Source organism: Pedobacter deserti, from assembly GCF_024436415.1.
Taxonomy (GTDB): Bacteria; Bacteroidota; Bacteroidia; order Sphingobacteriales; family Sphingobacteriaceae; genus Pedobacter; species Pedobacter faecalis.
In genome coordinates this window covers 2,989,055-3,004,164 of the sequence record NZ_JAFMZQ010000001.1, presented here as the reverse complement: position 1 = coordinate 3,004,164, position 15,110 = coordinate 2,989,055, and the positions used below count along the sequence as shown (strand labels likewise).

Below are 15,110 nucleotides of genomic sequence, written 5' to 3'. Positions count from 1 at the left end.
CCAATCATGAAATAAAAAATGGCTCAATACGAATTGTTGTTACCAAAAATGGGGGAAAGTGTTGCAGAAGCCACCGTCATTAAATGGGCAAAGCAACCAGGTGACGCGGTAGAAGTGGATGATATAGTTCTCGAGATAGCGACAGATAAGGTAGATTCTGAGGTTCCTTCTCCGGTGTCGGGTAAGCTGGTGAGCCAGTTGTTTAAGGAAGATGAGGTGGCCCAGGTGGGCGATATTATAGCCATTATTGAGATCGAAGGTGAGGTGACTAGTGCGCCGGTAAAACAGGAAGAAACAGAAGACGATCTGCCAGCTGATCTTCCGCCGCTTAACGATATACCTGGAGTAAAGGCGGTATCTGAAAGGTTTTACTCTCCTTTGGTGAAGAGCATTGCGGCGGAGGAAAATATCAGCAACGAGGAACTTGATCATATACCTGGCAGCGGAGCTGAAGGCCGCCTTACTAAGGACGACCTGCTTTCTTACATCCGTCAAAGGCAAAGTAGTCAAGTTCAGCACAACAAAAATATTCAAGAAGACATTCCGGTTTTGAATACAAGCGCCGAGGCTCCGGTAAGAGCGCCTGTTTCGACGTTGCTCTCAGCTGGAGAAGAGATCATTGAGATGGACCGTATGCGTAAGCTTATTGCTGATCATATGGTAATGAGCAAACAGACATCTCCCCATGTAACCTCTTTTGTTGAGGCGGATGTGACCAATATGGTTTTGTGGAGGGAGAAGGTTAAAAAGACGTTTGAGCAGCGTGAAAAGGAGAAAATAACGTTTACACCGTTATTTATCGAGGCAGTGACTAAGGCTATCAAGGATTACCCGATGATAAATGTGACCGTTAACGGATCACAGATCGTTAGAAAAAGAGACATCAATATCGGAATGGCGGCAGCCTTGCCTTCAGGAAACCTGATCGTACCGGTGATAAAAAACGCGGATCAGTTCAATCTTGTCGGGCTTACCAAGTCTGTTAACGATCTTGCGCTCAGGGCCAGGGCTTCAAAGCTGAAGCCGGATGAAACGCAAAACGGAACTTTTACGCTTACAAATATAGGATCCTTTGGGAATGTCATGGGCACACCGATCATTAACCAGCCTCAGGTAGCTATATTGGCTGTTGGAGCCATTAAGAAAAAACCAGCAGTGCTGGAAACTGAGTTTGGGGATGTCATAGCCATCCGCCATATGATGTATTTATCACTTTCCTATGATCACCGCGTGGTAGATGGCGCATTAGGCGGCTCATTTGTACGACGGGTGGCGGATTACCTGGAGAACTGGGATATAGAGCGTGAGATATAAGCTTTAGAGATATAAAAAAAGCCCCTTGTGGATCAAGGGGCTTTTTTATGGCCTAGTTGTTAATTTGCCAGCACAGCCTCTTCAACAACCGCTTTTATTTGCTCGTCGGTGTATGTATACCTTCCTGTATGAGCAATAAAAATGTCCTTTTGCTCCAGCAAGTCACGATTTGCGAGCAGGCTCTTTAGATTTACATTTCCGATCACATATTTGTAATCGTCGCGAACAAAACGTTCCACGATGTTCTTAATGCCAAGCTTCTCGATAGTATACTCATGCGTGTAACGCAGGTAAACCTCAATGTCGACGTTGTCTGTGTGTATCAAACCATTGTGCTGATGATATTTCTTATACTCGTAGCGATAGTCGTACCGCAAGGCTGCAATATCCGATAACACTGCTGCGCCGGTTGGGTGACCACCAGCACCTTTTCCAAAGAAAAATTGCTTATCCGCAAAGGCAGCCTGAACGGTCACACCATTATATTCGTTCTCGACGTTAAAGAGAAAATCGTCAGATTTAACAAACTTGGGGAGCACGTAAGTCACGATTTGTTTTGTGCTGATCTTCCTGGCTGTTGGTACCAGCTTTATCCTGAGATTTTTCTCTCTCGCATAACGGATGTCGTTGTCAGACAGGTTTTGAATACCAACGTTCAAGATCTTATCCGGGTTAATAAACAAGCCGTAAGCATGAGCGGTCGCAATGGCCAGCTTAAACTTAGGATCGTATCCGCCGACATCCAATATCGGATTCGTTTCAGCGAACCCGAGGTCCTGAGCTTGCTTTAGTGCTACGCCATATTCCAGTCCGTCATTAGAGATTTTGGAAAGGATATAGTTCGACGAACCATTAAATATTCCGCTTATGCCGTGCAGAAGTTCGTTGTCGTAATACTCTTCCAGATTCCTGATTATTGGGATACTACCACATACAGCACCTTCATATAGCAGCGACGTACCGTGGTCTGCCTGAAGCTGGACCAGTTCAGCAAGATGATGCGCAATCATCTTTTTGTTTGCCGATACAACGTTCTTCCCGCTCGTCAGTGCTTTTTTTGCAATATTAAAAGCAACGTCGGCATCGTCAATCAATTCTACAATGGTATTGATCTCTGGGTTGTTTAAAATTTCGTCATGATCGGTCGTAAAAAGGTGCGCATCTAATATGCGTTTTTTTGAGGGGTCTTTAATCGCTATCTTAACAATCTCCAGGTTAAGTTCCTGTCCGCGGATAATGTCGTGCAGTCCTTGTCCGACCACGCCAAAACCAAACAGGCCAATCTTAAGTTTTTTGCTCATGAATCAATTAAGCTGTTTTATGTAATTTAATTATCTTTTTATCTGCATGCTCTTTTAAAAATGTGCCTATCATTTTTGTGAGCACGTTCGTCTCAATCAGGAAGCCATCATGGCCATACGCAGATTTCAGGGCCTGAAATTCAGCATCAGGAATAGATTTAGCCAAAAACTCTTGTTCTGAAAGCGGGAACAAGACATCATTTTCAATGCCGATCACTAAAGTATTTGCCTTCACTTCCAGAAGTGCATCGTTTACGCTGCGCCTCCCGCGTCCTACGTTGTGACTATCCATCGCCTTGGTAAGGTACCAGTAGCTATAGGCATTGAAGCGTTTGCACAGCTTTTCACCCTGATAGTTCTGGTAAGAGGAGGCCCTGAAATTGTCCGTTTTGTCGTTTACGCTTTCGAGTTGAGTAGCCGTATACGCATCGTAAGTCCGATAGGAGAGCAGCGCGATACTTCGCGCAGCCTTTAAGCCTTTCAAACCACCTTCCGGTTGCTGAGCGTAGAAAGTCCGGTCGGCCGTAATAGCAAGGCGCTGGCTTTCATTGAAAGCAATACCCCAGGGCGAGTGTATAGCATTGGTGGCAATTAATACCAGATTTTCAATCCGGTCGTTTTCCGTGATTGCCCATTCCAAAGATTGCTGACCTCCTAAAGATCCACCCATCAGTACCTTAATTTTTCCAATGCCCAGATGATCAGCAAGGATGCGGTGTGCAGCCACAATATCCCTGATCGTAAACTCCGGGAACGAAAGGTAGTAAGGCTGACCGGTAGCCGGATTGATACTTAATGGGGAGCTGGTCCCATAATGGGAGCCCAGCACATTGGCACATACAATGAAATGCTCTTCCGGATTAAATAAGTCATTTTGACCAAACAAACCCTTCCACCAGTCCAGTACATCTGAATTTGCGGTTAACGCGTGGCAAACCCAGACCACATTGTCTTTCTCCGCATTTAACTGGCCATAAGTCTGATAAGCAATCGTAAGGTCGTTAATCTCTTTGCCATTCTCCAGTTTGAAGGTCTCTTTATAACGATGCGTCGCCGTATTTGTCATTCCTGTGAACTCCGTATTAAAGTTTTATTGCCGCAAACGCCTGTTCAAAATCCGCCTTTATATCGTCAATGTGCTCAATACCTACAGACACGCGAAGTTGGTTAGGCAAAACGCCTGCTGCCACCTGTTCCGACTCGCTAAGCTGCTGATGGGTAGTAGCCGAAGGCTGGATGATGAGTGTTTTCGCGTCGCCCACATTGGCCAGGTGGCTTACCAGCTTCAGGCTGTCCACCAGCCGGGTTGCCAATTCCTTGCCTCCTTTCAATTCGAAGGAAAGAACCGCGCCGAAGCCATTTTTAAGGTATTTTTTTGCGTTAGTATGATATTTACTGCCCGGCAATCCAGGATAACTCACTGAGCTTACAGCCTCATGGCTTTCCAGCCAGGTTGCCAGGGCTAACGCGTTATCCACATGTCGTTGAACGCGAAGCGACAATGTTTCTAAGCCCTGAAGCAGTAAAAACGAGTTGAACGGCGATATGGCCGGACCAAAGTCCCTTAATCCCTCCACTCTTGCACGAATGATAAACTGTATATTTCCGAAAGGACCCCCGATGCCAAAGACATCATTAAATACCAATCCGTGATAACCCTCGGAAGGCTCTGTAAACTGCGGAAACTTTCCATTGCCCCAGTTGTAATTTCCTCCGTCTACAATGACGCCACCGATGCTGGTACCATGCCCGCCAATCCATTTTGTCGCCGATTGAACCACGATATGTGCGCCATGCTCCAAAGGCTTGAACAGATAGCCCGCTGCTCCGAATGTATTGTCCACGACCAGTGGCAGTTCATGGCGGTTGGCAATCTCAGATAATTTTTCAAAATCTATGATACTGAACGCAGGATTGCCTATGGTCTCCACGTAAATGGCTTTGGTATCGCTGTCGATCTTTGCTTCAAAATCTGTAACGTCATCGCCGTTAGCAAATCTCACATCAATGCCCAGACGCTTGAAGGCCACCTTAAACTGATTGTATGAACCACCGTATAAGTGTGATGAAGCGACAAAATTGTCGCCCGCCTGCAAGATATTGTTTAAAGCTATGAACTGCGCTGCTTGTCCCGAGCCTACTGCCAGGGCCGCTACGCCACCCTCAAGTGCTGCAATCCGCTTTTCAAACACATCATTGGTGGGGTTCATGATGCGTGTATAAATATTTCCGAATTCCTTTAGCGCAAACAGGTTCGCGCCGTGTTCTGAATTCTTAAATCCATATGATGTCGTTTGATAAATAGGTACGGCTCTCGACCCTGTTGTAGGATCTATTTCCTGTCCTGCATGTACCTGCAGTGTTTCAAATTTAAGGTTTGCTGACATATGTAATTTTTTTTATGGTTAATGATTGGTTAAGCTAAGCGGCTTATTGCTGGGATGTAACTTTCTCGTACCCTGTAAGGGCCTTCCGTATGACAAGATATAGCAGGAAGATTTTCAATGATCACATGCCGAAGCACATGCATGCAGGCCTGTGAAGATCACTGAATAATCCGGAAGTAATTCTTAATGTTTTCATTTCGTTTCAATTTATCTCTCCAAATAGCACCATGCCTTTGGTCAGGAATTGGCACCTTCTTCCCAGTTGGGGAGGGTTGCCAGTGGGTCTCAGAGCCTGTCTCTCGCCACTTCTTTATAAATCAAACCATGTAGGCTGACTTGATTAGCTCCTCGCTAACGACGACAAATGTACTACTTCGCGGCCAATTCGTCCAAATAATATTTCGAAATATTTTTAAACGACTTATAGTCAATTAATTGGCATCAATGTTTCAGTCGGTTTTTTAGCCTAAAGCCTGTGTCAGGTCCCGAATCAGATCGTCAATATGTTCAAGTCCCGCAGATATCCGAATTAAATTTTGCGGTGTTTTGGTATCTGGTCCTTCAATGGACGCCCGATGTTCAATCAGGCTTTCTACACCACCAAGACTTGTCGCCTGGGCAAACAATTCCACCTTGTTTACCACCGCTTTAGCTTTTTGTGCGCCACCCTTAAGCAGTACAGAAAGCATCCCTCCAAAGGCCTTCATCTGCGATGTTGCGATCTCATGCTGAGGATGGTTGGCAAGGCCAGGATAAAACACCTCATCAATCGCCGGATGTTGTTCCAGGAATTTTGCGAGGGCAAGGCCATTTTCGCAGTGTCCGCGCATTCTGTACGGCAAAGTCTTAATACTGCGCAAAAGCAGGTAGCAATCGAAAGGCGAGGGCACTGCGCCGCCTACCTGCTGAATATTTCTGATTTTGTCCCAAAACTCATTCTGAGTAGCCGTAATCAGCGCACCGCCTAGTACATCGCTATGGCCGCCAATGTATTTGGTAGAGGAATGCATCACGATATCAGCCCCAAGCGCCAGCGTATGTTGCAGGCAGGGGGAAGCGAATGTGCTGTCGCAAACCAGTATCAGATCAAACCGCTTTGCAATTTTAGCCGTTGCAGCGATATCGGTGATCTTTAACAGCGGATTTGATGGGGTCTCTATCCATATTAGAGCTGTATTCGGTTTTATGCAGGATTCGATCGCCTCAGACGAGGTCATATCCGCGAAGTCAAATTCCAGTGTTTCGTTAAACATGGTCAGCAGCTGTTTCTTGAACCCCCAGTACATATCGTCGGGCGCAATAACGTGGCTGCCCGCGGGCAAGGCCTGAAAAACGGCCATACCAGCCGTATTTCCGGAGGAAAAAGCACATGCATCAACCCCGCCTTCGAGTGCCGACAACGCTTTTTCCAGCGCAGTCCGGTTAGGATTGCTTATTCTGCTATACATATGTCCACCCGAATAGCCACCGTCTTCGTTACGGAAAAAGGTGGTCGACAAATTGATTGGTGATGTCACATCTCCGGTGCTGGGCTTGTAAAAATTACCCCCATGAATGGCAATAGTTTCTGGCTTCATATAACAAAGTTAAGCCGAAAACTTGTTAGTTACTGGTGTTTGGCAAGATTTATGTAATTAGGAAAGCAAAAATGAAGATATGAAAAGAATAGTGTTACTAGCTGCCATCATATGCAGTTCAATGATGGTATTGCAAAGCTGCTCTCCCAAAGGAACAAATACAACAGTAAAAAGAGGTAACATCACCGGAAGCTGGGTGCTTAACGACATCACGTTTGAAGGTGTCCCTCAATCTGCTGTAAAATCACTTTTTGATGAAGGGCCTCATACCTGCTTTATTGGGAGCACATGGCGGCTAACCAATAGTGGCAACGGGACCTATACGCTTCCGGGAGGCAGTAATTGCGCAGCCAAGACACAAAATATTTACTGGTCTGCCAGTCCTGCCGATCAAACGTTTCAGTTTAAGAAGCTGAATGAAGGAGAGAAGGCGAGAGATATCAGTTCCGGATACCGGACAGTGCTGGCTTCGGCCGACGGCAATACCATGGTGATCAAGTCGCCCGTTGAATATGGTAGCGGTGCCGCATACATCGTCCTTAACTTCAGCAAAGCCGCAAATTAAGGATATTCTGAAAAATTTGAAGCGGGGATAGTCTATTCGATTATCCCCGTTTTTGTTAGTCTTACTCAAGCATATGTTGCTGTAATGACATCTTCCTGGCATTTTTATCCTATTTTTGTTGAGTTAAACAACATATGGATACTTCATTACTGAACTTGCTTCTATCAGACGCCAGTCTGCCCGAAGAACATAGAAATATAGCCAGGAAAGTCCGCGACCGGGAGCGGATTACATTTGATGAGGCTGTTTATCTTTACGAAAAAGCGGAACTGGGTTATCTGGGTGTGCTCGCTAATTTCATCAGGGAATATAAGCATGGAGACCTGACCTATTTCAACCGGAACTTTCATTTAGAACCCACCAACCTTTGTGTGTATGACTGTAAGTTTTGCTCGTATTCCAGGCTGATTAAACAGAAGGAGGAAGGCTGGGCGTTGAGCATGGAACAAATGATGGATATCGTAAGGCGGTATGATGGCGAGCCGGTTACGGAAGTTCATATCGTAGGCGGTGTACTGCCGCAATACGACGTGGACTTTTATGCTGCACTATTCTCTTCCATTAAAGCGCATCGGCCAGAGCTTCACGTGAAGGCTCTTACACCGGTAGAGTATCATTATATTTTCAAGAAGGCGAAAATCGACTATGCGTCTGGCATGCGTCTTATGAAAGAGGCCGGACTTGAATCCTTGCCCGGCGGCGGTGCGGAAATCTTTCATCCTGATATCCGTTCGCAGATCGCGAAAGATAAATGTACGGGCGACCAATGGCTGGCCATCCACGAAGAATGGCATAAGCTTGGAATGCGGTCAAACGCCACGATGCTGTATGGCCACATAGAAAAGTTTGAGCACCGGGTAGATCATATGGATCAGCTAAGGCAGCTGCAGGGCCGCACCGGAGGGTTTCAAACGTTTATACCACTTAAATTCAGGAACCAGCATAATCAAATGAGTGGCGTTCCCGAGGTTTCTGTGATTGAAGACCTCCGCAACTATGCAATTGCCCGGATATATCTGGACAACTTCGATCATATTAAAGCCTATTGGGCGATGATCAGCAGGCAAACCGCGCAATTATCACTAAATTTTGGAGTGGATGATATAGACGGCACACTCGATGACACCACAAAGATTTATTCCATGGCGGGTGCAGAAGAACAGAATCCTGCCATGAGTACCAAAGAACTTGTCGACCTGATCAAACAGGTAAAACGGAAACCCATTGAACGCGATACCTTGTACAATGTGGTCAGAGACTACTCCGATGTGGTATTTGAAGAAGACGCAAAGCCTCAGTTTTACAAACTTCCGGTCATTAACTGATGGAGAAAGAAATATACATCATAAGGCATGGTGAAACAGATTTGAACCGGTTAGGTATTGTTCAGGGCAGGGGCATAAACAGCGACTTGAATGAGACGGGACGCGGGCAGGCAGAGGCCTTCTATAAAAAGTACAGTCAGGTTCCCTTCGATAAAATTTATACCTCTACATTAAAACGAACGCACCAAACCGTCCAGAATTTTATAGCAGCAGGCATTCCCTGGGAACAGCACCAAGGCTTCGACGAACTGGCCTGGGGCGAATGGGAAGGTCAGCCAAACGACGAAAATGCAATTGCTGCCTTTCGCGGTATAATGGAGAAATGGGAGGGGGGCGATTACCACGCTTCTTTCCCGGGCGGCGAAAGTCCCAATGATGTGCTTAAGCGCATTAAAGAGGCCCTGGACGAACTTATGAGCCACGAGGAGGAGAAGCTTGTCCTGGTCTGCATGCACGGGCGGGCCATGCGATTATTGCTATGCCATTTGGTGGGTAAGCCACTATCCGAGATGGGCGACTTTCCGCATTTAAATACCACACTTTACCGCGTGCTTTTTAGTGATGGTAAGTTCAGCATTGTTGATTTCAACAACACAGATCATTTAATATAAAACTTTTGAATAAGATTCGAATTTCAGCAGTTTCCTACACGAACTCCAAACCCTTTGTGTATGGTATCAGTCGCTCTCCTATTGCAGATAAAATTGATTTAAGCCTTGATATCCCGGCAGATTGCGCCAGCAAGCTTATACATGATCAGGTCGATATCGGTTTGGTGCCTATAGCCGTTCTACCTGAAGTACCGAACGGACAGATCGTCTCCGATTACTGTATAGGATCCGTCGGAGCCGTTAACTCCGTTTTTATTTTCAGTCAGGTCCCCGTTAAAAATATTCAGACCGTTAAACTTGATCCGCAGTCAAGGACCTCAAATAACCTGGCTAAAGTCCTTTTGAAATTCTACTGGAAAAAAGATGTTCGGTTTCTGGCCGGAGATGAAAATACCGATGCTATAGTATTGATCGGAGACCGGACATTCAACAGTAAATCGGCCTACCCCTATGTTTATGATATGGGTGAGGCCTGGATGACCTTCACCGGTTTGCCTTTTGTTTATGCCGCATGGGTGGCCAATAGGCAGATTGAACCCGGTTTTCTGGCAGAGTTTAATGAAGCTTTAGGCTTCGGTGTGAAAAATGTCGATCAGGTAATTGCCGGACTTCCCGAAACTCCGGGGATCGATTTAAAGGATTACCTTACCAACAAACTGGATTTTCCGCTTACCGATAAGAAGCGCGAGGCCATAACACTTTTCCTGAGTTATATCGCCCGGTTATAGCCTGTTCACATTTTTTAACTTTTCAACAAATCATTTTGTCAGTCATTCAAATAGTATCTTTGATATTTTGAACCTAGGAAATCCACTTGGCTAACACAAAACTTAAAGAAACCCCGCTCATGCAGCAGTACAATGTCATTAAGGCAAAGTACCCTGGTGCGCTGTTGCTGTTTAGAGTAGGCGACTTTTATGAGACCTTCGGCGAGGATGCCGTAAAGACGTCCCAGATACTGGGCATTGTGCTCACGCGGCGTGGTACAGGTCCGAATGGCGCACTGGAATTAGCCGGATTTCCGCATCATTCTCTCGACAATTACCTGTCCAAACTGGTGAGGGCCGGCCAAAGAGTGGCAATTTGTGATCAGCTGGAAGATCCAAAAGCCACAAAAACCATTGTGAAGCGAGGCGTTACCGAACTTGTAACCCCCGGGGTGGCTTATAGCGACAACATCGTTAACCAAAAGTCGAACAATTATCTGGCTGCGGTCTATTTCGATAAAAATGCTGTAGGCGTTGCATTTGCCGACATCTCTACTGGTGAGTTTATGGTAGCCCAGGGCGACGCTGAATACATTGATAAACTTCTGCAAGGATTAAAGCCAAACGAGGTTGTTTATCAGAAATCGAGGAAAAAGGATTTTTTTGAATGTTTTGGCGACAGGTTTTATACTTATCATTTGGATGATTGGGCATTCACAGCCGACTACGCTCATGAAACGCTGACCAGACATTTCGAGGTGACTTCCTTAAAGGGCTTCGGTATAGAAAAACTTTACTCGGGCGTCGTGGCTGCAGGGGTTGTCCTGCATTATCTTAACGAAACCGAGCACCGCAACCTCAAACACATTACCTCCATTTCCAGGCTCGAGCAAGATAAATATGTTTGGCTCGACCGCTTTACCATAGGAAATCTTGAGCTGGTTTCCTCAGCAAACGATCAGGCAGTCACGCTTTTTGAAACTCTCGATCATACGGCCACACCCATGGGCGCAAGGCTGCTTCATAAGTGGATTATCATGCCGCTCAAGGATTTAAAGCCCATAGAGGAGCGCCTGGAGGTCGTCAACTTCCTGGTGAATCATGAAGAAGTTCGTGAGGAATTTATGGAGCACGTGAAAGTAATAGGCGACCTTGAACGGCTTATTTCGAAGGTAGGGCTGCTTCGCGTTGGTCCACGCGAGCTTTGCCAGCTTAAAAAGGCCTTATATCATATAGAAGCTATCAAAGAAATCGCCGGAAGAGCGAATAACTCATTTTTGACCAATATCGCAGGTCAGCTCGATCCTTGTTTGAGCGTGAGGGACCGCTTAGAGAAAGAACTAAGTCAGGATCCCCCGGCTGTGGTCAACAAGGGCAGTGTGATCGCCGATGGCGTAGATGAAGATTTGGACCGGCTGCGAAAAATTGCTTTCGGCGGAAAAGACTATCTCGTGGAAATACAGAAACGGGAAGCCGCTGCCACAGGGATACCTTCGTTAAAAGTGGCCTTCAATAATGTATTTGGCTATTATCTGGAGGTAACGCATACACATAAAGATAAAGTTCCTGCCGACTGGATCAGAAAGCAGACTTTAGTTAGTGCTGAGCGTTATATAACACCCGAATTGAAGGAGTATGAGGAGCAGATCCTAGGCGCCGAAGAAAAAATACAGCAGATTGAACTGCGTTTGTACGGCGAACTTGTTCAGGCGGTTGCCGGCTACATCAGGCAGATTCAACTGAATGCCCACCTTGTTGCGCGTCTGGATGTGTTATTATGCTTTGCACGTCTTGCCGGTATGAATCACTATGTAAAACCGGAAGTTCATAAGGGAAAAGTACTTGATATAAAAGGCGGAAGGCACCCGGTTATCGAGAAGAGACTTCCTATTGGGGAAGAATATATCACGAACGATGTGTTCCTGGATAATGATACACAGCAGATTATTATTATCACCGGGCCAAACATGTCGGGTAAGTCGGCCATATTAAGGCAGACCGCCCTTATTGTGCTTATGGCACAAATGGGTTGTTTCGTACCGGCCAAATCGGCTTCAATAGGCTTAATAGACAAGATATTTACCCGCGTCGGTGCTTCCGACAACCTATCCTCCGGCGAAAGTACGTTCATGGTTGAGATGAACGAAACGGCAAGTATCCTGAACAATATATCGGACAACAGTTTGATCCTGCTCGACGAAATTGGAAGGGGAACGAGTACCTACGATGGTATATCTATAGCCTGGGCTATCGCAGAGTTCTTGCATACACATCCTTCGGCCAAACCAAAAACTTTGTTTGCCACGCACTATCACGAACTTAATGAACTGGCAAATACCATGAGCCGGGTCCGGAACTTCAACGTTTCCATTAAAGAAGTGTCGAACAAAATCATTTTTCTCCGTAAGCTTGTTCCAGGTGGCAGCGAACACAGCTTCGGTATCCACGTAGCCAAAATGGCCGGCATGCCGCCGCGACTGATTAACAGGGCCAATGAGATATTGAAGAAACTGGAGATCGACAGAACGGAGGGTCAGAGTATTAAAGACAGCATCAAAAAGGTTCAGAACCAGGCCTACCAGTTGCAGATGTTTGCGGTTGATGATCCGGTTCTTGTAAAGATCAGGGATACGCTGAACAATCTGGATGTAAACATCCTGACCCCGGTTGAGGCTTTGCTTAAACTGGATGAAATTCAACGACTTGTTAAACAGTAATGAACAGATGAGGAAAACAATACCTAGTACAGCAACCTTATACCGTTTATTCTTATTTGCATTCATGCTGGTTGTGCTTGCTTCCTGTAGCTCAAGGCGACATGTTGCTAAAGCTCCCCACGTGAACGCACCAAAAATCGCCGATGCGATGGCTAACCTTGAAAGTAAGGAGCTTTACCGCTTTATAACCGATTGGACAGGCGTGAGGTATCAGCTGGGAGGATTGGACAAAAGTGGAATAGATTGTTCGGGCTTCGCTCTGTTGCTGCAGAAGAACATCTATGGTCGCTCACTTCCGCGCAGGTCGCGTGATCAGGCGGATGTAATTGAAGAGAAACGTTTAGGGCAGCTCAAGGAAGGGGATCTTATTTTCTTTTCCTTTGGAGGGTCGGCAGTCGATCATGTCGGGGTTTACTTAAATGACCACTATTTTGTGCATGCATCTACTACGCGAGGTGTAATTGTCGACGACCTGAATCTCCCCCAATACCAGAAAGCGCTGGTTAAAGCCGGGTCTTTAAAAGGGCAGCTTTTAAAATAAACGACGGAACGTCTGCAGGTTTGTTTTTCTGAATATGAAATAAATTAAAATTAACGGATGTTTTTTACGAATTTTGGTTTGACAAACTTTATTCATGAAACTAAATCTAATCCGTCCGCTTGCTTTCTTTGATCTTGAAACTACCGGCGTAAATGTTGGTTCCGACCGAATTGTAGAGATCGCTATCCTAAAAGCCTTGCCGGATGGAACAGAAATCATCAAGACCATGCGGATCAATCCGGAGATGCCGATTCCTTTGCAGTCTTCGCTCATCCATGGCATTTACGACCAGGATGTTGCCGAGGCGCCCACCTTTAAACAGGCCGCCCACGAAATCGCTGATTTTATAGGCGACGCTGATCTTGCGGGGTACAACTCCAATAAATTCGATATTCCTGTGCTTTTAGAGGAATTTATGAGGGCTGGCGTCGATTTCGATATGTCTGACAGAAAGTTTGTTGACGTGCAAAATATATTCCATCAAATGGAACAGCGCACCCTTCGTGCGGCCTATAAGTTTTACTGCAATAAAGACATTGTTAACGCCCACTCTGCTGAAGCAGATATTATAGCCACCTATCAGGTGCTTCTGGCGCAGATAGAAAAGTATCAGGACGCTGATTTTGAAGACAAGCAAGGCAATATTTCCAAACCTGTTAAAAACGATGTTGATGCCCTTCATCAGTTCACCAATATGAACAAGTGCGTAGACTTCGCTGGTCGGATGGTGTTTAACGATAAAGATCAAGAGATCTTTAATTTCGGGAAGCATAAAGGCAAGACCGTAGAGCAGGTCTTTGACATTGAACCAAGTTATTACGCCTGGATGCAGCAGGGCGATTTTCCTTTATACACCAAGAAGAAGCTGACGGAAATCTGGCAGCGCTGGAACCAAAAGAAGGCTCAAAACAAGACGCAGGCTCCTCAAAAAGCACAGCAGCCCAACGCCAGACCTGGAAATGCTTATCCTACACCAAGGAAAGAGAAGCCAGCTGCGGAAGTGACAAGCGATATGCTTGAACAACTTAAAATGAAGTTCGGAAAATAATCAGGCGCCTGGACTATTAAGAAAATTAATGTTTCTGGTAAGGCCCTTAAACTTGGTGCGTTTAACCGCTGAGTTCTTGAATATGCTTTGAAAAACCTCTTCGGTAATCTCTGTCCATTCCTTTCTGCTCATGTTAAGTAAATTTTCGTTGGCCTTAAACATGGGTTCCTGATGGGGAACGGAGAACCTGTTCCAGGGGCAGACATCCTGGCACACATCACATCCAAACATCCAATCGTCCATCTTATGCTGAAATTCATTCGGTATTTCATCTTTCAGTTCTATGGTGAGGTAAGAAATACATTTTTTTGCATCCACCACATAGGGCAAAATGATCGCTTCCGTCGGGCAAGCGTCTATACAACGGGTGCAGGTGCCACAATGATCCGTATCGAACGCGTTATCGTAACTAAGCGGAAGGTCTACAATCAGTTCAGCAAGAAAAAAAAATGAGCCGTTTTTCTTACTGATCAGATTGGTGCTTTTTCCTACCCAACCGACGCCTGCTCGTTTAGCCCAGGCCCGGTCAAGCACCGGTGCTGAATCTACAAAGGCGCGTCCGCCTACCTCGCCAATCTCCGCACGTATAAACTCCAGCAATTGCTTCAATTTATCTTTGATCACGTGATGATAGTCAGCGCCGTAGGCATACTTAGAGATTTTCGGGGCTCCCGGATCGGTCTGAGTTGTCTCCGGAAAATAATTAAGCGTCAGGGAAATTACCGATTTAGCGTCATCTACCAGAAGTCGCGGATCAAGGCGTTTATCGAAGTAATTTTCCATATAGGCCATTTTGCCCTGTTTGCCTTCAGTAAGCCATTTTTCCAGTCTCGGCGCTTCCTCTTCCAGAAATTCGGCCCTGGCGATACCGCACTGCGTGAAGCCCAGCCTTGCTGCCTCTTCTTTAATCAATGTGCTATATTTTTCCCTTCCGGCCTCCATTCATACAAAGATAGACCTTTGCAGGCAAAAACATTTTAAAACAACAGCGTGTTTATTAGTTAACAATAAATAGAA

The 15,110-nt window shown here is 45.8% G+C and carries 13 protein-coding genes and 1 riboswitch; of the genes, 8 read left to right on the top strand and 5 right to left on the bottom strand.

Annotated features, from left to right (window positions below; genetic code table 11):
* Positions 1–18 precede the first annotated feature (18 nt).
* Complete coding sequence (locus tag J3P40_RS13585) at positions 19–1,314, top strand: dihydrolipoamide acetyltransferase family protein (protein WP_256006636.1); 1,296 nt, start codon at positions 19–21, stop codon at positions 1,312–1,314.
* A 59-nt stretch (positions 1,315–1,373) separates the two neighbouring features.
* Here the strand turns inward: J3P40_RS13585 and J3P40_RS13580 are convergent, their stop codons facing one another.
* From J3P40_RS13580 to J3P40_RS13565, 4 genes are all read right to left on the bottom strand, one after another.
* Complete coding sequence (locus tag J3P40_RS13580) at positions 1,374–2,615, bottom strand: homoserine dehydrogenase (RefSeq protein ID WP_256006634.1); 1,242 nt, start codon at positions 2,613–2,615, stop codon at positions 1,374–1,376.
* 7 nt (positions 2,616–2,622) lie between these two features.
* Positions 2,623–3,681, bottom strand: coding sequence for a homoserine O-acetyltransferase family protein (locus J3P40_RS13575; protein ID WP_256006631.1), 1,059 nt, complete (start codon positions 3,679–3,681; stop codon positions 2,623–2,625).
* A 16-nt stretch (positions 3,682–3,697) separates the two neighbouring features.
* Positions 3,698–5,002: an O-acetylhomoserine aminocarboxypropyltransferase/cysteine synthase family protein gene (locus J3P40_RS13570; protein WP_256006629.1), complete on the bottom strand. Its 1,305-nt coding sequence runs from the start codon at positions 5,000–5,002 to the stop codon at positions 3,698–3,700.
* A gap of 204 nt (positions 5,003–5,206) precedes the next feature.
* A riboswitch (SAM riboswitch) is annotated at positions 5,207–5,321 on the bottom strand.
* Between the two features lie 142 nt (positions 5,322–5,463).
* Positions 5,464–6,579, bottom strand: a complete 1,116-nt coding sequence (locus J3P40_RS13565) for a trans-sulfuration enzyme family protein (RefSeq protein WP_256006627.1) — start codon at positions 6,577–6,579, stop codon at positions 5,464–5,466.
* Between the two features lie 79 nt (positions 6,580–6,658).
* On the opposite strand from J3P40_RS13565, the gene J3P40_RS13560 reads away from it, so the two are divergent.
* From J3P40_RS13560 to J3P40_RS13530, 7 genes are all read left to right on the top strand, one after another.
* The gene (locus tag J3P40_RS13560) at positions 6,659–7,144 is read left to right on the top strand and encodes a lipocalin family protein (RefSeq protein ID WP_256006624.1); all 486 of its coding nucleotides are present in this window, start codon (positions 6,659–6,661) and stop codon (positions 7,142–7,144) included.
* A 134-nt stretch (positions 7,145–7,278) separates the two neighbouring features.
* Complete coding sequence (locus tag J3P40_RS13555) at positions 7,279–8,469, top strand: radical SAM protein (RefSeq protein WP_256006622.1); 1,191 nt, start codon at positions 7,279–7,281, stop codon at positions 8,467–8,469.
* Positions 8,469–9,080, top strand: coding sequence for a histidine phosphatase family protein (locus J3P40_RS13550; protein ID WP_256006619.1), 612 nt, complete (start codon positions 8,469–8,471; stop codon positions 9,078–9,080). Before J3P40_RS13555 ends, J3P40_RS13550 begins: the two co-directional genes overlap by 1 nt.
* Positions 9,081–9,085: 5 nt before the next feature.
* Positions 9,086–9,808 (top strand): menaquinone biosynthetic enzyme MqnA/MqnD family protein, encoded by a 723-nt coding sequence (locus tag J3P40_RS13545; protein WP_256006617.1) that lies wholly within the window; start codon positions 9,086–9,088, stop codon positions 9,806–9,808.
* An 86-nt stretch (positions 9,809–9,894) separates the two neighbouring features.
* Positions 9,895–12,504: a DNA mismatch repair protein MutS gene (gene mutS, locus J3P40_RS13540; RefSeq protein ID WP_370687718.1), complete on the top strand. Its 2,610-nt coding sequence runs from the start codon at positions 9,895–9,897 to the stop codon at positions 12,502–12,504.
* A 121-nt stretch (positions 12,505–12,625) separates the two neighbouring features.
* A complete protein-coding gene (locus J3P40_RS13535; protein WP_256006615.1) occupies positions 12,626–13,045 on the top strand; it encodes a C40 family peptidase in 420 nt (139 codons plus the stop codon).
* A 94-nt stretch (positions 13,046–13,139) separates the two neighbouring features.
* On the top strand, positions 13,140–14,093 hold the full coding sequence (locus tag J3P40_RS13530; protein WP_256006613.1) for a 3'-5' exonuclease: 954 nt from the start codon (positions 13,140–13,142) through the stop codon (positions 14,091–14,093).
* Here J3P40_RS13530 and queG read toward each other — a convergent pair whose 3' ends face one another.
* A complete protein-coding gene (gene queG / locus J3P40_RS13525) occupies positions 14,094–15,035 on the bottom strand; it encodes a tRNA epoxyqueuosine(34) reductase QueG (protein ID WP_256006612.1) in 942 nt (313 codons plus the stop codon). It lies immediately after the preceding gene.
* Between the last annotated feature and the right edge of the window lie 75 nt (positions 15,036–15,110).